22 protein-coding genes are annotated in these 21,069 nt (G+C 61.0%); 14 read left to right on the top strand and 8 right to left on the bottom strand.

The window, feature by feature from the left end:
- Window positions 1-5: 5 nt before the first annotated feature.
- The 3 genes from GR212_RS33315 to GR212_RS33305 are packed head-to-tail and all read right to left on the bottom strand — an operon-like array spanning window position 6 to window position 2,724.
- Entirely contained in the window at window positions 6-749 is a 744-nt protein-coding gene (locus GR212_RS33315) for an amino acid ABC transporter ATP-binding protein (protein WP_163993702.1), read from the bottom strand.
- A 6-nt stretch (window positions 750-755) separates the two neighbouring features.
- Window positions 756-1,874, bottom strand: a complete 1,119-nt coding sequence (locus GR212_RS33310) for an amino acid ABC transporter permease (protein WP_163993701.1) — start codon at window positions 1,872-1,874, stop codon at window positions 756-758.
- A 4-nt stretch (window positions 1,875-1,878) separates the two neighbouring features.
- The gene (locus GR212_RS33305) at window positions 1,879-2,724 is read right to left on the bottom strand and encodes a transporter substrate-binding domain-containing protein (protein ID WP_163993699.1); all 846 of its coding nucleotides are present in this window, start codon (window positions 2,722-2,724) and stop codon (window positions 1,879-1,881) included.
- A 929-nt stretch (window positions 2,725-3,653) separates the two neighbouring features.
- Here GR212_RS33305 and GR212_RS33300 point away from each other — a divergent pair.
- The 7 genes from GR212_RS33300 (at window position 3,654) to GR212_RS33270 (ending at window position 11,566) form a co-directional block, all read left to right on the top strand.
- Window positions 3,654-5,201 carry an ABC transporter substrate-binding protein gene (locus GR212_RS33300; protein ID WP_163993697.1) on the top strand — a complete coding sequence of 516 codons (1,548 nt, stop codon included), beginning with the start codon at window positions 3,654-3,656 and terminating at the stop codon, window positions 5,199-5,201.
- Between the two features lie 137 nt (window positions 5,202-5,338).
- Window positions 5,339-6,274, top strand: a complete 936-nt coding sequence (locus GR212_RS33295; protein WP_163993695.1) for an ABC transporter permease — start codon at window positions 5,339-5,341, stop codon at window positions 6,272-6,274.
- Complete coding sequence (locus GR212_RS33290; protein WP_163993693.1) at window positions 6,271-7,152, top strand: ABC transporter permease; 882 nt, start codon at window positions 6,271-6,273, stop codon at window positions 7,150-7,152. The genes GR212_RS33295 and GR212_RS33290 overlap by 4 nt, the downstream gene beginning before the upstream one ends.
- Window positions 7,149-8,120, top strand: a complete 972-nt coding sequence (locus GR212_RS33285; RefSeq protein WP_163993691.1) for an ABC transporter ATP-binding protein — start codon at window positions 7,149-7,151, stop codon at window positions 8,118-8,120. Before GR212_RS33290 ends, GR212_RS33285 begins: the two co-directional genes overlap by 4 nt.
- A complete protein-coding gene (locus GR212_RS33280; RefSeq protein WP_163993689.1) occupies window positions 8,117-8,872 on the top strand; it encodes an ABC transporter ATP-binding protein in 756 nt (251 codons plus the stop codon). Before GR212_RS33285 ends, GR212_RS33280 begins: the two co-directional genes overlap by 4 nt.
- 16 nt (window positions 8,873-8,888) lie before the next feature.
- On the top strand, window positions 8,889-10,334 hold the full coding sequence (locus GR212_RS33275) for a serine hydrolase domain-containing protein (RefSeq protein ID WP_163993687.1): 1,446 nt from the start codon (window positions 8,889-8,891) through the stop codon (window positions 10,332-10,334).
- A gap of 320 nt (window positions 10,335-10,654) precedes the next feature.
- Window positions 10,655-11,566 (top strand): hypothetical protein, encoded by a 912-nt coding sequence (locus GR212_RS33270; RefSeq protein WP_163993686.1) that lies wholly within the window; start codon window positions 10,655-10,657, stop codon window positions 11,564-11,566.
- Window positions 11,567-11,617: 51 nt separating this feature from the next.
- Here the strand turns inward: GR212_RS33270 and GR212_RS33265 are convergent, their stop codons facing one another.
- Complete coding sequence (locus GR212_RS33265; RefSeq protein WP_432444428.1) at window positions 11,618-11,917, bottom strand: hypothetical protein; 300 nt, start codon at window positions 11,915-11,917, stop codon at window positions 11,618-11,620.
- A 597-nt stretch (window positions 11,918-12,514) separates the two neighbouring features.
- On the opposite strand from GR212_RS33265, the gene GR212_RS33260 reads away from it, so the two are divergent.
- A complete protein-coding gene (locus tag GR212_RS33260; RefSeq protein ID WP_163993682.1) occupies window positions 12,515-13,315 on the top strand; it encodes a hypothetical protein in 801 nt (266 codons plus the stop codon).
- A 201-nt stretch (window positions 13,316-13,516) separates the two neighbouring features.
- Here GR212_RS33260 and nadE read toward each other — a convergent pair whose 3' ends face one another.
- Complete coding sequence (gene nadE, locus GR212_RS33255) at window positions 13,517-14,338, bottom strand: ammonia-dependent NAD(+) synthetase (RefSeq protein ID WP_163993681.1); 822 nt, start codon at window positions 14,336-14,338, stop codon at window positions 13,517-13,519.
- 138 nt (window positions 14,339-14,476) lie between these two features.
- Window positions 14,477-15,310: a GntR family transcriptional regulator gene (locus GR212_RS33250; RefSeq protein ID WP_204326867.1), complete on the bottom strand. Its 834-nt coding sequence runs from the start codon at window positions 15,308-15,310 to the stop codon at window positions 14,477-14,479.
- A gap of 28 nt (window positions 15,311-15,338) precedes the next feature.
- On the opposite strand from GR212_RS33250, the gene GR212_RS33245 reads away from it, so the two are divergent.
- From GR212_RS33245 to GR212_RS33225, 5 genes are all read left to right on the top strand, one after another.
- Complete coding sequence (locus tag GR212_RS33245) at window positions 15,339-15,476, top strand: hypothetical protein (protein WP_163993679.1); 138 nt, start codon at window positions 15,339-15,341, stop codon at window positions 15,474-15,476.
- 141 nt (window positions 15,477-15,617) lie between these two features.
- A complete protein-coding gene (locus GR212_RS33240; RefSeq protein WP_163993678.1) occupies window positions 15,618-16,553 on the top strand; it encodes an ABC transporter substrate-binding protein in 936 nt (311 codons plus the stop codon).
- Window positions 16,554-16,558: 5 nt separating this feature from the next.
- Entirely contained in the window at window positions 16,559-17,527 is a 969-nt protein-coding gene (locus GR212_RS33235; RefSeq protein WP_163993676.1) for an amino acid ABC transporter permease, read from the top strand.
- Window positions 17,524-18,303, top strand: a complete 780-nt coding sequence (locus tag GR212_RS33230) for an amino acid ABC transporter ATP-binding protein (protein ID WP_432444427.1) — start codon at window positions 17,524-17,526, stop codon at window positions 18,301-18,303. The genes GR212_RS33235 and GR212_RS33230 overlap by 4 nt, the downstream gene beginning before the upstream one ends.
- A gap of 69 nt (window positions 18,304-18,372) precedes the next feature.
- Window positions 18,373-19,569, top strand: a complete 1,197-nt coding sequence (locus GR212_RS33225) for an amidohydrolase (protein ID WP_163993674.1) — start codon at window positions 18,373-18,375, stop codon at window positions 19,567-19,569.
- Between the two features lie 413 nt (window positions 19,570-19,982).
- Here GR212_RS33225 and GR212_RS33220 read toward each other — a convergent pair whose 3' ends face one another.
- Entirely contained in the window at window positions 19,983-20,129 is a 147-nt protein-coding gene (locus GR212_RS33220; protein ID WP_163993672.1) for a DUF1127 domain-containing protein, read from the bottom strand.
- 38 nt (window positions 20,130-20,167) lie between these two features.
- Window positions 20,168-20,410 carry a hypothetical protein gene (locus tag GR212_RS33215; RefSeq protein WP_163993670.1) on the bottom strand — a complete coding sequence of 81 codons (243 nt, stop codon included), beginning with the start codon at window positions 20,408-20,410 and terminating at the stop codon, window positions 20,168-20,170.
- On the opposite strand from GR212_RS33215, the gene GR212_RS33210 reads away from it, so the two are divergent.
- Window positions 20,409-20,993, top strand: coding sequence for an IMPACT family protein (locus tag GR212_RS33210; protein WP_163993668.1), 585 nt, complete (start codon window positions 20,409-20,411; stop codon window positions 20,991-20,993). The two genes, GR212_RS33215 and GR212_RS33210, sit on opposite strands and share 2 nt — an antisense overlap.
- The last annotated feature ends 76 nt before the right edge of the window (window positions 20,994-21,069 follow it).

Here is a 21,069-nt window from a genome sequence, read left to right as displayed (position 1 = left end):
CTGGTCTACAAACGTCCGGCCTTCTTCAGGCTTTTCAGGAACGCCTGCGTGCGCTCCCCTTGCGGATTGCCGAAAATATCGGCGGGCGGGCCCTGTTCATAGACTTTTCCGGCCTGAAGGAAACAGATGCGGTTGGCAACCTCCCGTGCGAAACCCATTTCGTGGGTCGCAAGGATCATGGTCATACCGCGTGCCGCAAGGTCGCGAACGATATCCAACACCTCGGAGACCAGCTCCGGATCGAGCGCCGACGTGATCTCGTCGAGGAGCAGCAGCATCGGATCCATCATCAGCGCCCGCACAATGGCGACGCGCTGCTGCTGGCCTCCGGAGAGGCGATCCGGGTAATCCTTGGCCTTGTGCGCCAGCCCGATGCGGTTCAGGAAGACCATCGCCTTCTCTTCCGCCTCGCGTCGGCTCATGCCGAGGACCTTGGTGGGAGCCAGGACGGTATTTTCCAGAACGGTCATATGGGGAAACAGATTGTATCCCTGAAACACGATGCCGATATCGCGGCGCACCCGGTCCAGATCCACGCCCGGTCCGGTGATCTGGTCGCCATGGATGCGGATCTGGCCGGACGATATTTCCTCGAGCCGGTTCACGCAGCGCAGAAGGGTGGACTTACCGCAGCCGGACGGTCCGATCAGGCAGACGACCTCATGTTCGGCAACGCCCAACGAGAGATCCGAGATGACCTCCAATGCGCCGTAGCGCTTGGTGACATGGTCTATTTCCAAAAGTGTCATGGATGCTCAGCCTCCCGCCCGTATCCGTCGGCGATCGCGCTCGATCAGCCTGTCGACGAGCCGCGCCTGCGGAATGGTGATGACGATGAACAGGATGGCCACCGTGGTCACCGCCGATAGGTTGAAGTTGTTGGCCGCGATAATTTTCGACTGGTTGAAGGCATCGATGGTGCCGATGATCGCGACCAGGGCGGTATCCTTCTGAAGGCTGATGCAGTTGTTCATCAGCGGCGGAATGATGTTGCGCACCGCAAGCGGCACCACGACGTAGCGCATGGTTTTCGCATGGCTAAGTCCGAGCGAACGGGCCGCCGCAACCTGGCTGTGATGCACGCCTTCGATGCCGGCGCGATAGACCTCGGACGTATAGGCTCCGTAGGTCAGCGTCAGGGCGATGATCGCATAGGAGGTCGAGCTCAAATCCGACAGGATGGGCAAGTCGGTCAATGGCAGGCCGAAACCGATGAGATAGATCGTGATGATCGCCGGCAGGCCACGGAAGAGATCGCCATAGGCGATGGCGAGAAACCGAAGCGGTCGCCCCGCCTCGCCCGGTATGGTCCGTGCGATCGCCACCAGAAGCGACCAGATGAGGATCAGCACCGCCGAGACGGCGAAGATGGCGACGTTGGTGCCGAAGGCCCACAACACCTTGCCCGCTGAACTGCGGATCAGGGCGAGATCGAAGAAGGTTCGGCTGACGGCGGCATCGTTGAGCGCCATAAACCAGGCTGCGCCCGTCACGATCAGCAGAGCGCCTGACCAGGACAACGCCTTCCATGCACCGAGAGAAGCGTCCGCCCCGAGCGCGCGCGCGGCATGCAGGTCGGAGCTGCGCCCTGCGGCAAGAGACTTTGCAAAGGCCCGGATTGCCATCAGCAGCACCAGGCCCGCCGCGATCGCCGCGACGAGGCCGGGCACGGTCGCGGCGATCCGGGAGATCCCCTGGGACGCCGCCTGGCTTCCAATGTGCTGCGCGGAAATGGCAACGAGGCAGAATGTCAGGGCGGCAAGGACGAGCGTAAAACTCGTCCGGCCGCGATAGGTTCGCGTGACGCCCTGGGCGCGCCATACGGCGGCGCGCCCAGTTTCGTTCTGCGATTCCGAAGCGAGAGAATCAGTCATCAGATCAATATTTCCAGACCGGAACGTCCTCGGGCTTCAGGCCGCCGCGAGCCTCCGACAGATATTCGGCCTCCAGCGCCTTCAGCGTGCCGTCGGCGGCCATGTCCGCGATGATCTTGTCGATCACCGGCTTTTCCGCCGAGCCCTTCGGATAGATGCCGGCCGTGTCGTTGCCGCTCGGATATTGTCCGACGACCTTCAGCTTGCCGCCGGAGTTGGAGACCTGCCCCAAAACGACCGAAAGGTCGGTCATCACCACGTCGACATTGCCCGATGCGAGAGCCGTGAACATGGCACCCGTGTCGTCGAAGACGGAAAGTTTCGTATCGGGCAAGGTATCCTGCGCCCATTGCACCATGGTCGTTCCTGCCTGGGTGCCGAGCTTCGCGGTCTTCACGCTTTTCTCGTCGACGGTGGATTTCGCGCGGGCGGCAAGGCCGAAGGCTCCGTGATCGTAAGGCGTCGAGAAATCCACCACCTTCTTGCGCTTTTCGGTGACCGAGATGAGCGCGAGCGCGATATCAAAATCCTTGTTCTGCCCGGCGACGATGGAATCGAACGAGGCGTTCTTCAGGACGACCTTGTCGATACCGAGGCGTGAGGCGATGTTGACGGCCATGCAGAACTCGCGGCCGCCGGTGATGGTCTCAGGCGTATCGCCGTTGAACTCGCCGACGGCAGGCAGGTTGATGATCACCGTGAACTGCCCGGGAACGGCGGTCTGCGCATGTTCGGTGCCGGCCTTTCCGAAAAGCTTGCAGTTGCCGTAGCCCTCGCTTGCCATGGCCGGCGCGCTGAGCGCCAATAGGGAGCCAAGAACAGTGCCAAGCATTTTCGCCTTGTTTTTCATTTCGTTCGCCTCTGTTGGTTTTGGTTGTTGATGGTCAGTTGGGTGGGATCCTCGGGCAGCTATGCTGCTTCGAGGGCAATCGGGCTGCCTTGATGCGGAAGGAGCCGGCTGGCTGGCATGAGGCCGCAATCGAGCAAGCCGATACGGGCCTCGCCCTCGGACACGAACCGGCCTTCACAATAGACAATCCCACTCATCCGCATTTCCGGTTCTTCGCCATTTCGATGACGAACAGACTTTGCTGATGCGGATGAGGTTTGACCAATTCGCTTTGCGCAGCAAAGTATGCAAAAATTGCATAACAATTATAAAACAATGAGTTATGATGTTTGCCGCTGAATAGAATTTTTGAATTGACACTGGCCGAACGCGATCTTCCTATAGCGGTTTCAGACCGCGGATGGGCCTAACAGCCGGATTTCACGCGATTTTTCTTCGAACATCTTCGTATTTGGCGCGATCTTTTTCGTTTCAGAGAAAATCGCGCACGTTCCGAAATACCCGATTGACGGCTGCCGCATACTGAGATTAGGCTGCCGCCAACAATAGCAAGCAGAGGGGAGGTCATCTTGACCATTGCTAGAAAAGAACAAGTATTAAATCCGTATATTTGGATAGTATCGAACGACTGACAATCTAAATTCGATACGAAAGGCAACTATAGTTGCCAGAACGCAGTGACAGCAAACCGCCGGTCGCCGGTGTGAAGCTGCATGAACGGCGTACTCCCCGACCTGTCTCGTCGGCATAATTTCCATCTTCCATTCCCGGATCAGTCACCGGCTGCGGACATGCTTGCCCGTATCAGACCCCTTGTCTGCGCGGTTCTGCACATTCGCAAGCGGCGTCGCTGAAGCGGCAGCGTTCGGCCGACCACTGCCGTGCGCCTTCACATCCATATCGTTGAAATCATTACGGAGTTTCGAACCATGAGCAATTCGTTTCGGACCAGAACCTGCATGGGCGTGGTGTCGGCCCTGCTGATCGGCACAAGCTTATCCAGCGCATTCGCGGAGGAAGCCCCGCAAAAAGGCGGCGACCTCGTGATGGTACGCGCCGATCCCATACAGACGCTGATGCCGACGCTGGCGGCGGAAAACGGCTCGATCTGGGCTATCGAAGAGATGTTCGATACGCTGTTGCTGCCCACCGAGGACGGCAAGGGGGTGCAGCCGGGGCTCGCCAGCGAATGGAGCCAGTCGGCCGACGGCCTCGAATGGACCTTCAAATTGCGTCCGGACGTGAAGTTTTCCGACGGCACGCCGATGACCTCGAAGGACGTAAAGTTTTCGCTCGATCAGGCATCGAACCAGGCCAATCCGTTCGGCTTCATCAACGCGTCCATCGCGGAGGTGAAAACGCCCGATGCGCAGACCGTCATCGTGCGCACAAAGGCTCCCTATGCGCCGCTGCCTTCGGTCATGGCGATCTTTTCCAATTCCATCGTGCCGTACAATTATGGCGGCAAGACCGCGGAGGAATTCGCCAAGGCACCGATCGGCACCGGTCCTTTCAAGCTTGAGGAGCGCACGGTCGGCGTCGGCGCGCATTTCCTGCGCAATACGGAATACTGGCAGAAGGGCAAGCCCTATCTCGACTCGATCAGCATCAACGAGGTGGCCGACGGCAACACCCGCGCCAATCAGCTGCTGGGCGCCCAGGCACAAATCAACGAATTCCCGGCCTATTCCAGCACGCAGGCGCTAAGGGCCGGCGGCGGCGACGTGGCGCTCGGCGTCTTTCCGTCGAGCCGCGTGGACTTCGTCGTGATCAACACCACGAAGGCGCCGTTCGACGATGCGCATGTGCGTCGCGCCATCGCCGCTTTGATCGACAAGCAGGCGCTGATCAAGGTCATCCTGTTCGGCAACGGCGATCCGGCAGGCGCCTACATGTCGCCGAGCTCGTGGTCGCACAATGCCGACGTCAAGGGCGTGCCATTCGATCTCGAAACCGCGAAAAAAGAACTTGCGCAATCAAAGGTGCCCGATGGCTTCAGCGCCACGATCACGGTCAGCAGCGGCAATTCAGATGAAGCCACGATGGCGCAGATCATTCAGGCACAGGCAGCGAAAATCGGCATCAAGCTGGCCATCCAGGTGCTCGACCCGTCGGCCTTGAGCGACGCGCGACAGGCCAAGAACTACGACATGGGCTTTACCTACAACACCACCGACATCGTCGATCCGGACGAGATCATCCGTTTTGCCGGGGTCTACGATGGCGGCTCGCAGGTGCAGTATTCCTTCTACGACAACAAGGAAATCGCCGCGAAGGCCGAGCAGGCCGCAACCATCAGCGACCAGGCGGCGCGCAAGAAGCTCTATGACGAGATCCAGGTCCTGTGGGACAAGGATCAGCCGATGGTGCCGCTGTACTACTCGCCCGAACTCTACTCCTATTCGACGAAGGTTCACGGCTTTCATCCCTATGTGACCGGCAACTACAACCTCGCCAACGTCTGGCTGTCGGAATAACCGCCGCGCCGGGGCCAGGCCTCCGTTTCCCTTTGCCGGGCGGACGGAGGCCAGCCTCGATCCGGCGGCACGCGACGGACTGCGCGCCCTCCCGCGAGCGCGCGGTCCGTCTCCGTCCTTTTTGAGATCGGTTTTCCATGCTGAGATTTTTATTCCGACGGCTTATGCTGCTGATACCCGTTGTGCTCGGGGCGGCGACGCTGACCTTCCTCCTGATGCATCTCACCCCCGGCGATCCCGCCCGGACCTATCTGGGCGAACATGCAACACCGGAGGCGATTGCGGCGCTGAAGCAGCAATGGGGCCTCGATCAGCCCCTGGCGATCCAGTATCTGCGTTTCCTGCGCGATCTGGTGACGGGCGAACTCGGTCAGTCGATGTTCTTTCGCGAGCCGATCGTCGATCTACTGGCCACGCGCCTGCCCCCCACCCTGCTTTTGATGCTGATGAGCGCGCTCTTGAGCCTCGTCATCGCCGTCCCGCTCGCCGCCTGGAATGCCGTGAAGCCCAACGGCCTCTCCGACGTGGTGGTGCGGATCCTGACTGCCATCTTCCAGGGAACGCCGATCTTCTTCATTGCCACGGTCTTCATCGTGATGTTCGCCATCCGGCTGAAGATCTTTCCCGTGGCCGGATACGGCAAGACGATGTGGACGCATATCGTGTCGCTGTTTCTGCCCGCGCTGTCCCTGGCGCTCGGCATCGTGCCGGTGCTGATGCGCAGCCTGCGCACCGCGCTGATCGATGCGCTGAACAGCGAATACGTCAATTTCGCCCGCGCCAAGGGTCTGCGCAGCAGCACGATCTGGCTGCACTACGCGCTGCGGAACGCCAGCATTTCCGGTCTCAGCATTCTCAGCATCCAGATCGGCTTTCTCGCCGGCGGTTCGCTGGTGGTCGAGAACGTCTTCGCCATTCCGGGCATGGGCACCTTCCTGATGAAGGGCATTTTGAACCGCGACTTTCCCGTGGTGCAGGCGAGCGCTCTGGTCTTCGCGCTTCTGGTGCTGCTCGTCTACCTGCTCACCGACATCGCCTACACGCTGCTTGATCCGAGGGTGAGACTGAAATGAGCCAGACTCCGATGACCGCATCCACCCCCGCTACGGCTCGCGCCGCCGCAGCCGGCCCGTTCCGGCGGCTTGTTCGCGACAACCCGCAGCTTCTGTTCGGCACGCTGATCGTCGGCGTAATCGTCCTCATGGCGCTCGCCGCACCGCTACTCACCCGCTACGACCCCACCGCGCAGGATTTCCTGTCCACGCTGCAGGGGCCGAGTGCGGATCATTTGCTCGGCACCGACAATCTCGGGCGCGATATCTGGGCGCGGCTGCTCTACGGCGCGCGCACCGATCTGGCGCTCGCGTCGGTCGCGGTCCTGCTGCCCTTCGTCATCGGCTCGACCGTCGGCGCGCTCTGCGGCTATTTCGGCGGGTGGTTCGACACGATCATCATGCGCATCGCCGATACCGTCGTTGCTTTCCCGTTCTACGTTCTCGTCATCAGCCTGGTCTTCATTCTCGGCAACGGCGTCTCGAGCATCATCGTTGCGATCTCCATCGTCAGCTGGATCGCCTATGCCCGCATCATCCGCGCCGAGGCGATGGTGCTGAGCGCGACCAATTTCACGGACGCGCTGCATGTGGGCGGCCTCGGCGTTCCGCGTATCGTTTTTCGCCATCTGATGCCGAACGTGCTGAGCCAGGCCATCGTCTACGCGATGAGCGACATCGTGGCCAATATCGGCGTCATCGTCACCTTGAGCTATTTCGGCCTCGGCGTCGTGCCGCCGACCCCGGACTGGGGCAACATGATGTCGGAAGGGCAACCCTTCTTCGCCGGCGGCACCTATAGCCTGATGCTGATCCCAGCCGTGGCCGTGGTCGTCACAAGCTACGGGCTGTCGCTGGTCGGCGACGGGCTTGCAACTGCGCTGAGGGTGAAACGATGATGCATCGGACGGCAAAGACAAACGCAGCCCTCGACATCGAAGGCTTGAGCGTCGCAGCCTGGATCGGCGATCGAAGCTACAGGGCGCTCGACAATGTGGCCTTGTCCGTGGCGCGTGGCGAAGCGCGTGGACTGGTGGGCGAATCCGGCTCCGGCAAGAGCCTGACCCTGCGCGCGGTCATGGGCCTTCTGCCTGCAAATCTGCGAGTAACCGCCGGTGCGATCCGGTTCAACGACCGCGACCTCCTGGCCGATGGCGGCAAGCATCTGCATGCGATCCGCGGAACCGGCATTGCCATGGTGTTTCAGGAGCCGGCCATCGCGCTCAATCCGGTGATGAAGGTCGGGCGGCAGATCGTCGACGGCGTCGCAGAGCGGCGGGGCTTCGGTGCCCGCCAGGCCCGTGAACTGGCCGTTGAACTCCTGGCGCAGGTCGGAATCCAGGATCCTGCCCGCTGGGTCGATGCCTATCCGCACCAGCTCTCCGGCGGGATGCGCCAGCGCGTCATGATCGCCTCGGCCATTGCCAGCAAGCCGGAGGTGATCCTGTGCGACGAGCCGACCACCGCGCTCGACGTGACGATCCAGGCGCAGATCCTCAATCTGTTCAAGGCACTCAAGACCGATCTCGGCGCGGGCCTTCTCTATGTCACGCACGATCTCGGCGTGGTCGCGGAATTCTGCGATTCGCTGACCGTCATGTATGCCGGACGCACGGTCGAGCAGTCCGACGACCTGGCCGCGCTGATCGCCGCACCCGCGCACCCTTACACGCGGGCGCTGCTGGCGGCGGTGCCACGCATCAAGGGGCCGATCAGGCGCCTGCGCGGACTTGCCAGCTCCGCACCGTCCCTGACGGAACGCGACCAGACGCCCGCGCAGGCCTTGATACCTTGCGGACCGGGGCGCCAGGTTGCCCCCTTCACCGCCGAAGACGAACGCTTTTTTGCAAGGGATGAGGAAGTATGACCCGCAACGAACTTGTGGTGGAAGGCGTCTCGGTCACCTTTCCTGGCGGGATGCAGGCGCTGCGCAATGTCGATCTTCGCGTCGGCGCAGGCGAAATCGTCGGCCTTGTCGGCGAATCCGGATCGGGAAAATCCACGCTCGGCCGGGTGGTCGTCGGGCTCCAGCAGAGCTATTCCGGCCTGCTGCAGTTCGGCGGAGAAACCATTCATCCGCGCCGCACGCGGCAACAGCGCTGTGCCATCCAGATGGTGTTTCAGGACCCTTACGCCTCGCTCGATCCGCGCATGACGGTCTGGCAGCTCCTGCACGAACTGATGAGCGTGCACGGCATCGGCAGCGGGCGGGAGGATCGCCGCCAGCGATGCGAAGACCTGCTGCGCCGCGTGCACCTGCCTCTGACGATGCTCGACAACCGCCCGGCGACCATGTCCGGCGGCCAGCGACAGCGCGTCGCCATCGCCCGCGCGCTCGCCATCGATCCGCAATTTCTCGTTGCCGACGAAGCAACGGCCGCGCTCGATGTGTCGGTGCAGGCGGGGATCATCAATCTCTTTGCCGATCTGCGCGCGATGATGGGGCTGTCGCAACTATTCATCTCGCACAATCTTGCCGTCGTCCGGTCGCTCTGCGACAGGGTGGCTGTGATCTATCGTGGCGAGATTGTCGAAATGGCATCGACCGAGGCTATTTTCGATGCGCCGCAGCATGACTATACCCGTCAGTTGCTTGCCGCCGCACCCGACCTGCCTTGAGCCGAAAGGAACTATCATGCCCGTATTCGAAGACCTTCTGCAGCGTGACGCGCTTGCCGAAAAGATCGATGCGCTCTTTCACGAACGGGTCGAGCAGAGAGCGACGCCCGGCATCCGCTTCGCCGTATTCGACCGAACGGGCATTACCTTCGAAGGCGGACATGGGCATGCAGATACGGCAGACCGTCCGCCTGCATCCCATACTCGGTTCCGCATTGCCTCCTGCACCAAGAGTTTCACGGCGGCCGCCATTCTGGTGTTGCGCGATCGCGGGCTGCTGTCGCTCGATACCCCAGTCACGCATTACGTGCCGGCGCTGAAGCCAACGCTGCCGGAAGGGCGGCCGGAAGCGCCGACGGTGCGGATGCTCCTGTCGATGGCGGGCGGGCTGCCGACGGACGACCCTTGGGCGGACCGGCAGGAATCGCTGTCCAATGCCGCCTTCATGGCGGTACTCGAGAGCGGCGTTCGCTTTGCCACGGCGCCTGGAACGCGGTACGAATATTCCAATCTGGGCTACGCCCTCCTCGGGCAGGTGATCGAGGCAGTCAGCGGCGAGCGCTACGTCGATTTCGTCACAAATCACCTGCTTTCGCCGCTCGGCCTGCATGAGACGGGCTTCGATCCCCTGTCGATCGCACCGGAACGGATGGCCACGGGCTTCCGCGATGTCGACGGCAACTGGTTGCCGCTGCCCTTCACCGGGCCCGGTGCCTTTTCCGCCATCGGCGGCGCGGTTACCACGACCCATGACCTCGCCCGCTGGGCAGGCTGGCTTGGTGCTGCGTTCGATCCCGCGAGCGGCGGCGAAGAAGGACCGCTCTCGGCCGCGAGCCGACGGGAAATGCAACGCATCCAGTGCCCGATCGCTCCGGAACCGGCGGACGACATCCGCCTCAAGGGATATGGATTCGGTCTCCTTGTCGAACACCACATCCGCTTCGGCCCGATCGTCAGCCACTCGGGCGGCTATCCCGGTTTCAGCTCGCACATGCGCTGGAATCCGCAGACCGGCCTTGGCGTGGTCGCTTTCGAGAACGCGACCTATTCGGGAGCCTGGACACCGACGACGGCGGCGCTCGACCTGCTGCTCGACCGCGCGTCCGAAACCGGCAGGCCGGACGACACACAGCCCTCGGTCGTCCGCGACTTGTCGAAGGGCCTGTTACGCCTGCTGACGGAAGGCTGGGACGACATGGTGGCGGACGCGATCTTCCTGGAGAACGTCGCCATGGACCGGCCCTATCGCGAACGCGCAACCGAACTGGCGGCATTGCGCGAAAGGGCTGGCGTGCTGGCTCTCGACAAGCTGAAGATCCTTGCTGCCGACCCGGGCGGCGCCGACAATGGTTTCGGGCGCTTCGATCTTCATCTGCCCTGCGCTGCGGGCGAGATCGTTGCAAAAGTGCTCTGCGGTCCGCCGAAGCCTTTGAGGATCCAGTCCATTACCTGGCGACTGTGATTCCCTGGCGTTCAGGGCCTCTTCATATGCAATTGGAGAGGCCATTGCCTTGTCGCTTCGTACGCATGGCTCCGCTATTTCCGGCCGGACATTCGATCATACAGCCGGGTTTCACTATCGGAGGTGATCCACATCGTTTCGGTGTCCGAGCGGCAGGGGGAGCTTGTGTGCGACCGATGCTACCGGCTGAGCCTGTGTGAATGCATCTACTGATTTCCGAATGAGCCTTGGGCGTTCGCTGGCAATCCACGCGGATCAATAGGTTGATCTTCATCTTTCAACAATAGAAGCGGCTTTCTGCTGCCTTGAGGCCTGTAATCATGACCGCGTCGACACATGCGCTACCGCTTTCCAGAGGAGCGTATTCGGCTGAAACTCTCATCCGCATGAGCGCTTTTCCTGATGGTCTGGTTCTGGCAGCGAGCTTGCTTCTGGAAACCCATCGCGCACTGCCGAAAGAGGTGCGGTATGTCGGTGATCTGCAGCGATGGATGCTCAGTCAAACGGCGATAGCCTTGCATTTCGAGCATCGATACGATCCATCGCAATCCGAGGCGATATCTGCAAGTTCTCTGATGAAAGCAATAGCCGATACAGGTATCGCCAGCCGAAATACGATGTACTCTTTTCTTTCGGAGATGGAGCGTTATCGATTTATCACTCCACTCGCCAGCACGGATGGACGACGCCATATGTTTCAGGCGACTGAAATGAGTGAGCAACTTATCCGTCGCTACTTTGATATCCACTTGAAGGCTCTGGACCTTATCGATGGATGCCAACGACATGCCTTGTCCCGAGACAATCCGCTGTTGCTCGTAAGGGCACAGCCGCTCTTTGCTCGTCTTCTGCTGACGCGGGAAGATTGGTATCATCCTCCGGATACTATTGCCAGGTTCGTCCATTCTGATTCCGGAATCAGCATACTCCATGACCTGGCGAAAGGCGCTCCTTCCGTCGTACTGGATGCGGATTCACCAATCTGGATAGGAGACGTATCGCCGAATGTCTTTGCGCAACACTACCATATCTCCAAAACCCACGCCGCCAGGCTTTTGTGTTCGGCACGCGAAGCAGGTCTGATCGGCTGGGCGAAGAAAAGCAATCGCGGCCTATGCTGGATAGCTCCTCGATTGGTATTCGCTTATCGTTTCTGGCAAGCAATTAAACTTGCCTCGGTTTCACAGGCATTTGACACGGCCTGCAAGGAGGCAGGCTGTGCCTATGGCTGAAACCGGTGCGGCAAAGCGTGTCGGGAAGTAATTTACTTCCCGACCTCTATTTCACTCATGTATGGTATAGGAGTCCATTTCACAGAGGTTTTGCGTGTCTGTGGTCGTGTCGAGATCCGAGCTCTCTTCAAATTCAAACTTCATATCGTATTTGCAGACGCGTCTTCCATCGGCAATGGTGATCTTCATGCTTTCACCGGGATTGAGTACGTCACGCCCGAATACGTCATCCTCCCAGTCGTTCACTCCAACCGGTGACGTGTAGAAGCGTGTCAGTACCGAATTCGTACCGTTCTTGAGCGTAAATATGAGATCATCGGCCTTTGCAGGAGTGATCGCGCACAGCGTCATCACAGACGCTGCGACAGCAAAGTTTAACTTTTTCATTTCCCTACCCTTTGATGAATACTATGTGGAGCCCCGTTTCATCGTTTAGCGGAAAGTCGACCTCTTCTGAATACCCTTCTCGTCCCATATTTGGACCTATTTGCCCTCGAGTTTCTCCAGTGAAAACCTCCTTTCCTGTGTGTCGTTACTTCCGCGCTGACGACCGCCGACTGGCAGGCGCTGGTAAAGCGGCCAGTGAATTTCGCCTCGGTTCGAAAATGAACTTGCGGCTGCGCGCAACCCGATCCACTCCCCGTGCTTGTCACCTCTCTTTCCGGTTTTGCCATCTGAACCCAAATGGCCTTCCGCTTGCCCTGCCCAGAGGAGCGTTTCGGAAGCATGGTTCGTCTTTGACGGGCGTCTCTGTCGATGGCGGGGGCTTCGATGCCCGGAAGGCATCGGTCACGGGCAATCGGCGGGCTCGGCCAGGGAACGACCATCATGGCAAAAATCGCAAGCGAGAGGGAATTTTGCGCCCGGAGATCACGACGGTTTTTGACCTCCCGTTCCACCGGAAGACATGGCATAATCGATGACGATATGGGGCGGGAGCACATTTGGATGCCGCGCGAAGCCATCTGGACGCTGGTTTTGTTTGTTCTGCTTGTGACGAGCGCCGTCGCCGGCTCGATACTGCGCGCGAGACTGCCGGCTCCGCATCGTGGCAGTGAGACGATCGACTTTCTTCGGGTCGTAACGGCATTGCTTGTGACGTTTGCCGCGCTGGTGATGAGCTTGCTGTTGGCGTCGGAACTCACGGCATTCACGACGGCATCCCATGATCGCAACCACTATGCCGCAAGTCTCGCCGAAATGGACACCTGCCTGAGAAATTACGGCTCCGCGCTGGACGCGGACAGACAACTTTTGCACAGCTACACGGCCGCGGTCATCGCCAGCACATGGCCGGAAGAGCCACCGCCCTCGGGAGTAGCGCTTCCGGACGTATCAAAATTACCCTTGACCGGAGAAGCGCCGACACTGGGGACAATTCTCAACGACGTGGGGCTTGCCATCGCCCGCCAGCAACCGGCCGATCCCTTCCATCAAGTCCTGATGACGCGTTGCAGCCAGCTTTTCAGCAATCTCATGGTCGGACGCTGGACCGTCATCGAGGACGCCCATGGCTCGCTCTCGGCGCCATTCCTGGGCGTCCTCATTTTCTGGCTCATGCTGGTCTTTCTAAGCTTCGGCCTCCAGGCGCCCCGAAACCCGCTCGCGGTCGCTATCGTTGCCGTCGCCATCATTTCGGTCGCGAGCGTCATGTTCGTGATTCTCGACCTTGATCTTCCCTACGGCGGGTTCTTCGGCATTTCGAGTACATCCATGCGGCATGCGCTCACTGATATGCTCGCGCAATAAGGCGCCGGTTGCTTGCCTGCTCTCTTCTTTCCTCCACAAGGATACGAGACTTGGGTGCGACGGGAAGGCAAGCCTCAGCGCCGGGGCCGAACATCATGTCGCAATCGTCCATGCAGCGAAATTGAAGACCCGCGCGAAATACCGCCGCCGGATATTCACCGAAGCCGTGGAACATGGATCGTCAAAACCGCTAAAAGAGCCTTACGTGAGCGGGACCACGGGAAGCGCACGCTTGTGCGTGGTGCTGCGATATTGGGTCAGGATGCGCTCGCGCGCCGCTTCGTCGATCGGCTTGCCCTCCAGAAAGTCGTCGATCTGGTCGTAGGTCACTCCATAGGCGTCCTCGTCGGGACGCAACGGAGCGTTCGTTTCCAGATCGGCCGTGGGCACCTTGAAGATCAGACCATCCGGAGCGCCCATTACCTTGGCCACGGCTCTGACGCGGCGCTTGTTGAGCCCGGCAAGCGGCAGGATATCGGAGGCGCCGTCACCGAATTTCGTGAAGAACCCCATCAATGCCTCGGCCGCATGGTCCGTGCCGATGACGAGGCCTCGCGCGGCTCCGGCGATCGCGTATTGTGCGATCATCCGTTCGCGCGCCTTCACGTTGCCGAAATGGAAGTCCGCGCGCGCGCCCTCGAAAAGGTCGGGGGCCTCTCGTTTGACCTCGGAAAGCATGGCATCCGCGGCGGGCTTGACGTTGACCGTCACCGAGCGGTCGGGGCGGATCGTCGCCAGGGCCGCCTGTGCGTCGGCCTCGTCGGCCTGAACCCCATAAGGCAGCCGAACGGCGATGAACTCGGCGGCGTACCCGCCATCACGCAATCTGCGGACGGCCGCCTGGGCCAGGAGCGCTGCCGTGAGACTGTCGATCCCGCCGCTGATGCCCAGCACGTAGGTCCGAGCGCCGCTTGCGCGCAGATAGTCCGCCAAGAAGGTCGTGCGGCGTTCCGCTTCGGACTTGGCGTCGAATTGCGCCGCTACGCCCAGTTCTTCGATGATGGCGGCTTGCTCGTCTTGCACCTTACGTCTCCTTTTGGAAAAGGGCCCGATTCCGGGCGGCTTGCCAAAACATCGCGTTCCAGACGGAATTGCAAGCTCTTACGATTCCCGGCGACATGATATTCGCTCCACTGGATTACCATCGGCAATTTGCAGCGATCACGCTACGGGTTCGTGCTGAACGGTTTCATATGTGCTCAGGGTCAGGCCGATATCCTCGACGAGAAGGGCAATGGCCTTCTTCTCGTCGCGCGCCAGCGCGGCCTCCATCAGGGCGGTGTGGTGTTCCATGTTCGAGGCCTTCTTGAGGAGCTCCGTATACTGCTGTTCGTCGAGGTGCTTGGGACCCCTTCCGGCGAGACTTGGCGAGAAAAACAGATTTCGCTGATGACGATGCAGCTGGATATAGATTTGCGCGACGAAGCGCTTCAGCCAGATCGATGGGCTTCCGTTCAAAAGCGCCTGGTGAAACGCATCGTGCCGTTCCTCCCATCGCGCAAGCTCCTTTTCCGGTATGTTCGCATATAGCGGCTCTGCTTGGGCAAAACCATAATGCGCGGCGACCAGTTGCTGCTCCCACGTATCGTCGCCGAGCCGGATGGCCTCCCGCAGCAGCTCGGTCTCCACCGTCGCGCGCGCCTTCTGCAGGTCGAGCAGTTCCTCATGCGAGACGCTGGCAACGCGATAGCCGCGATTGTGTGAAAAGGTCACGAGCCGTTCGGCTTCAAGCCGCGACAAGGCCTCACGCAGCGGCGTCATCCCCAGACCGTAGCGCTCGCTGAGCGAGGAAATGGTCAATGGGGTTTCCGGGGCAAGGTGTGCGTCGAGAATGTCGCGCCGGAGCCGCACGAACGCCTCTTCCATCTTGGACATTACCATAGCGCCTTTGCTGTTCGACTCGCTCTCCACATCCATATCATACTCCACATTATATATGATCTCGTCAAACATACATAATTGTTGCGCCGGATTTAAGATGCTGCTACGGATCATATAGGATTTCGATGATTATCGATAATCCATGGTTGAGCGTGAAGACGACGCCAACCTGCAGGAGGAAAAGGGAGGATTGCCGTTCGCTGCCGGAGGGCGCCGCAAGGGAGATGCGGTTCGCGAACGTCTTGACATAGCGGAATGCCAGATGTGCGAGCGCATGTAACGGCCGATGGCAGCGCCCTTCCCAGCGGCTCTGCCGTTGCCGGGTGACAGCATGGCGCCAGCACCAGACTACCAACAACCGAACAAGCACGGCTTCGGTCGCACCTCGCTGACCGGACAACACTTCAAATGGAGGAAGAAGATGGTATCGCGACACCCCTGGAAGCATCGTATCTATATGGCAATCGGCACAGTGGTCGCGGGCCTGACCCTGTTCGGCGGCGGCGCTTACCAGGTCGGGGCCAGCCCATCGGCGGCCTCGGGAGATGCCGTGAAGGCCGGTTTCAACGACGCCGCGCCACTGGCCAAGCTTGTGCCTGACCAGTATCGGAAGAAGGGCGTGCTTACCGTTGCGACCCAGCCCGATTTCGAGCCGGCAAACTTCACACCCATCGGCGAGACCGGCATAAAGGGCTATAATATCGACCTCATGGAGGCGATGGCGGCCAAGCTCGGCCTGCCGGTCCAGTGGGAGAAAGTACCCTTCGACCAGATCCTCATCGGCATGCAAAGCAACAAGTTCGACGCCGCCATCGCAGGCATGACGGATCGCAAGGCTCGCCAGGCTCAGGTGGACTTCATCGACTACCAGCTGGCCGGCTCGGTGTTCATGGTCGCCAAGGGCAATCCCAAAGGCATAACCGGCGCGGTGGACGGGGGCTGCGGCATCACCGTCGGCGACGTCAAGGGCAGCGACGCGCAGCGATTGGTCGACCAGATGGTCACGGCCTGCTCGGCAAAGGGCAAGGAACCGACGAAGCTGGTGCTCTACCCGACGGGCGGCGACAAGATACTCGCCCTCACCTCCGGCCGGACCGACGCGATGATATGGCCGGACCTGGCAATATCCGTCCTCAGGCGCCAGGCCGGTGACGTGCTTGATTCCATGCCGATCGACTTCGAGCCAAAGGTCTATCTGGGGATGACCTTCAGCAAGGAAGATAGCGGGCTGCGCGACGCTTTCCTCGCGGCGCTGAAGGCTATCCACGACGACGGCACATACGACAAGATCCTGGCCGACTGGGATGTCAAGGTCATCAAGCTCGACGACTACGGCATTAACCTCGCGAAGGATTGATACCCATGACGGACCACCACGGCGATGGGCTCGATCCCCGCCGAGCCCCATTGGCCGCCGCCCATTACGTGCGGCGGCCAGGCGAAGAGCCTGTGACGCAGAACGCGCCAATTCGCGCCAAGCAGCGGATGAAATACGGCCAGATCGTCACCGCTCTCGTCTTTGTCGCGTTGCTGTCGCTGCTCGTCGCCTCGCAGGCGAAGAATCCTAAGATAGAATGGAGCGTCACCGCACAGTACGTTTTCCACCCGGTCGTCCTCGGCGGGGTGGGCGTGACAATCCAGCTCTCCGTGATCGCGATGCTCATCTCCATCGCACTCGCATTCGTCGTCGCCTTGATGATCCAGAGCCAGAACAAGGTCGCAAGCCTTCTCGGGCGCGTATACGTGTGGTTCTTCCGCGGCGTCCCGATGCTGGTGCAGGTGCTGCTCTGGTACAATCTCGCCATACTGTTCCCGACGATCCTCGGATACGACACGAACGCGCTGATCTCCGGTTTCACGGCCGGCCTTATCGGCCTGTCGCTGGCCGAATCCGGCTACATGGCGGAGATCATCCGCAGCGGCTTCCTGTCGGTGCCGGCGGGCCAGACCGACGCGGCGATGAGCATGGGGCTGACGCGCGGCCAGGCATTGCGGCGCATCGTGCTGCCGCAAAGCATCAGGGTCATCATCCCTCCCACGGGCAATCAGTTCATCGGAATGCTGAAGGCGAGCTCTCTTGTCTCGGTCATCGGCGGCAGCGATCTGCTCACCAGGGTCCAGCTCATCTACGGTCAGAACTTCAAGATCCTGCCGCTCCTGATCGTCGCGGTCCTTTGGTACCTGGTGCTTGTCACCGTGGCCAGCGTCGGGCAGCACTTCCTGGAGAAGCGCTTCAACGCCTCCCAGACCAGGCCACAGCAGGCGCGCAAGACGGCGCCCCGCCTGCAAAGCGAGCGGGCAACCGCTGCAGCGAACGGAGGTGCGGCATGAGAAGCACTGCGACAACGGGCACGATGCTCAAGATCGAAGGCGTCAACAAGTGGCTTGGCGACAATCATGTTCTGCGGGGCGTCGACATCACCGTGCGCACCGGTGAGATCGTGTGTGTGCTCGGGCCATCGGGCTCGGGCAAGAGCACGCTGCTGCGCTGCATCAACCACCTTGATCCCGTCGACGGCGGCATTATCGAGGTGGCGGGCAAGCGCATTGGATACGAGCTTCGCGGCGGCGTTCTCTACGAGCAGGACGAACGCGCCGTCGCAAAGGCGCGCCAGCACATCGGAATGGTGTTCCAGCATTTCAACCTGTTCGGCCACATGACCGCCCTGGAGAATGTCATCTACGGTCCGGTGAAAATCCTGAAACGGCCGCGCAAGGAAAGCATCGACAAGGCACGGGATCTGCTTGCCCTTGTCGGCATGTCGGAGCGCGCCGGCGCGCATCCCGGCCAGCTCTCCGGCGGCCAGCAGCAGCGCGTCGCCATCGCCCGCGCACTGGCGATGGAGCCGCGGCTGATGATGTTCGACGAGCCGACCAGCGCCCTCGATCCCGAGCTTGTCGGCGAGGTGCTTACCACGATGCGCAAGGTGGCGGACGAGGGCATGACGATGCTCGTCGTTACGCACGAGATCGGCTTTGCCCGCGAGGTCGCCGACCGCGTCGTGTTCATGGACCAGGGGCGCGTTCTCGAGGACGGACCGGCCCGCGACGTGCTCGACAATCCCGTACATGAGCGCACCGCGACATTCCTGCGCCGCGTCCGCTAGGCCTGCCAGCAGGCCCATCTTCATTTCACACACTGCTCGTCTCAACGACGACAGAGAGGGAGTCTTTTCATGTCTGATCGCCACTACACATTGACCAACGTGCGGCCTTGGGGTGCCGACCCGATGGATATCGTCATCGAGGGCGAGCGCATTGCGGACATTCGCCCCGCAACTGCGTCGCCCGGCGCAAGCGACGTCGACGGCGGCGGTCTGCTGGCTGTGCCCGGTTTCATCAACACCCACTCCCACGTCGACAAGAGCTGGTGGGGCAAGCCCTGGGTTTCCTATACCTATTCCGACCATCCGACAGTGGAAGGCTGGATCGCCAACGAGCGTGCGCAGCGCGGCAAATATGACATACCGAATGCGGCATCGACAGCTTCGGTCCTGCGCGAGTTCCTTCGGCATGGAACGACGGCAACACGCACGCATATCGACGTGGATCTCGAGGTCGGGCTGAGAGGCCTGGAATGCCTGCAAGCCGCGCTGAAAGAGGTCGGCGACGCCATTCAGGTGAAGACGGTCGCATTTCCGCAAGACGGCGTGTTGCGCCGGCCCGGCGTGCTGAAGCTCCTCGACGAGGCCGCGCAGGCGGGCGCGGACTATATTGGCGGCCTCGACCCGGGCACGATCGATCGCGATGTCGAGGGACAGCTGGATGGGCTCTTCGACATTGCGGTGACGCGCGGCGTCGGACTTGACCTGCACCTGCACGATTTCGGTTCGCTGGGCGTCTACGAATTCCGGCAGGTGATACGGCGCACGATCGACGCGGGGCTCCAGGGGCGCGTGAACATCTCGCACGGCTTCGTTCTCGGCACGCTGCCGCAGAGCGTCCAGGAAGAAATCGTGGAAGGGCTTGCGGAGGCGGGCGTCTCTTGGACAACCGTTGCGATGGGCGGCACCGCGCCGCTTCCGTGGCAGCAGATGCGGCAGCGCTCGGTGCCGTTGGGACTCGGCACCGACGGTATCCGCGACCTCTGGTCGCCATTCGGCGACGGCGATCTGCTGCGCATCGCATACCAGTTCGCGAGGCTGCACGGGCTGCGGCACGACGAAAAGCTGACCAACGCGGTCGAGCTCGCGACGCGCGGCGGGGCGCACTTCGTCGGGCGCAACGTGCATGACCTGGTGGTGGGTGCGCGCGCCGATATCGTGCTTCTGGACGCCGAGAACGTTCCCGATGTGCTCGTGCGCTGCCCGCAGCGGCGGCTGGTGATTTCCGGCGGCCGCGTCGTCGCGCGCAATGGGGAAGTGCTGGTCTAAATAGAAACTGAAACGGCGGGCAAGCTGAACGGACGGAGGCGGGCGCTGGAACGGCTCTGCTGTTTCAGCCGGCCCGCATTCGGTCGAGTAGCATGGCGATCGGCGCACGGATATCACTCACCGACTGCAGCGATGGCGAAAGAGGCTGGCCAAAGGCAATGGAATTTCAAAAGCCCGCGGTCGAATGCAGGGCGAGCATTCTCGCCACTGTGATCTCGGAATGGACAACTATATCTGTGGAGTGGAGGGGGTCCGCCGGACTGGCGCCTCGTTTGAGGCACCCTATCCGGGATTGCGCAAGAGCGGCGATCACTGTGGCCTGTCGCCGATATGAGTCATCGCGGCGATAGCTTCATGCCCGTCAAGCGCTGCATGCCTAGGCGTATCTCAAAAGACGTACGCCTCGGGAAAATTCAGTTGCCGCGGCTTCCGTTGACGGCATACGGGATATGGGCGCGGGAAATGCCGAGATCACGAAGAACATGATCGTCCAGGGCAGAAAGCTCACGTATTGCTCTGCGCTTTTCAGTAAAGCGTTTAATCGTCTCAAGAACTCGCATTGTATTATCTCCTTTGTTGATGCCTGTTACATATGCATTTACCCGCCTAAATAAAATGCATATGCCTGCACGTTAGCCATGCTGCTTTTGCAAAGCTCACGCCCGGCGACGACGACCGGATGGTTCAGCCGGCATCCTGCATCGGCACTTCCCGCAAATCGGATGGCATTTGTGGCTTGACGCATGGCCCACCAACCTCGCATTGCTGCCGGAGGATTTCCCTTGAGCGCTTCGACAGGAAATATCGTGAGCGCAGCAATGACATTAGCCGAGATTGCCATGTTCGCACTCGTTTCGATCACGACCGCCAGCCAGGACATCAAGCGAAGCCGCTTTCTTGCAACGGCCGGCCCGGTCGCGGACATCGAAGCCGCGAAGGAATTTGTGACGCGGCACTCGGTCGCCGAAGCCAATCACAATTGCTGGGCCTGGCGTGTTGGCCAGAACTACCGGTTCAGCGACGATGGCGAGCCGAGCGGCACTGCCGGCAAACCGATCCTCCAGGCCATCGACGGCGCCGGGCTGGACATGGTTGCGGTGGTGGTGACGCGCTGGTTCGGCGGCACGCTGCTGGGAAGCGGCGGCTTGATCCGCGCCTATGGCGGCACCGCCGCAATTTGCCTTCAATCCGTGGAGAAACGAGAGGTCTTCCCGACCATAGCGGCGACCGTAGACGTGCAGTTTTCCGACCTTGCAAGGTTGAAAGCACGGCTTCTGGCCCAGGAGGGCGTCCAGATTCACGCCGAGCGTTTCACGGGCTCCGGCGCCGTTCTCGACGTCACCATCATCGCATCGATTGCCGAGGATGTCGTTGGTACCGTCCTGGATCTGACAAGCGGTCGGGCAACTGTGACGCTCGAATAGAGGTCGCCCGGCGACCTTTTGTCCACTCTCGCAAAGCCGACCCGGCCGCCGAAAGACCGCGGATTGTCGATTGCAA

The sequence above is a fragment of the Martinezella lusitana genome (assembly GCF_010668395.1).
GTDB lineage: Bacteria > Pseudomonadota > Alphaproteobacteria > Rhizobiales > Rhizobiaceae > Rhizobium > Rhizobium lusitanum_A.
Note: the sequence above shows the minus strand (reverse complement) of the source record. Positions and strands in the feature narration are given on the sequence as shown.